The organism is Serratia sp. HNCC26DJ206 (genome assembly GCF_057180605.1).
In genome coordinates, this window is sequence record NZ_JBXUGP010000148.1 from 1 (window position 1) to 374 (window position 374).

The 374-nt window shown below is 56.4% G+C and carries 1 protein-coding gene; it reads right to left on the reverse strand.

The annotated features are described in order from the left end of the window. Positions 1 to 374 (reverse strand): hypothetical protein (locus AC2A1E_RS24345; RefSeq protein ID WP_484385899.1); only part of this gene is annotated, 374 nt, incomplete at both ends.

Consider the following 374-nt stretch of genomic DNA (forward strand, 5'->3'; position numbering starts at 1 on the left):
TCCCTTCCAGGCTCGGAGAGACGTTCGGCGGCAGGTTGACACTCACCGTGCCGCCCCCGGTGGTATTGATGCTCGTGGCCGCCACGGTACCGCCAGAGGTTAATAACCCGCTGTTATCAATGATGTTATTGAAAATCAGCGTCCCGCCGTTCATTTCCAGCGCGCCGATAGTCTGGACCCCATCACCGACCGAGGTGCGGCTGTTGTTCTCCAGGTTCAGCACGGTATTGCTGTTACTGCTGGTGTTATTGTTCGACAGCTGGAACTGGGTGTTCTGCAGATTGACCTGCCCGGTAAACCCGGCGCCCACGTTGCTGCCAAAGTTGAACTGGTTATTGTTGGTATTGATATTCAACACGCCCGCGCCCAACAGC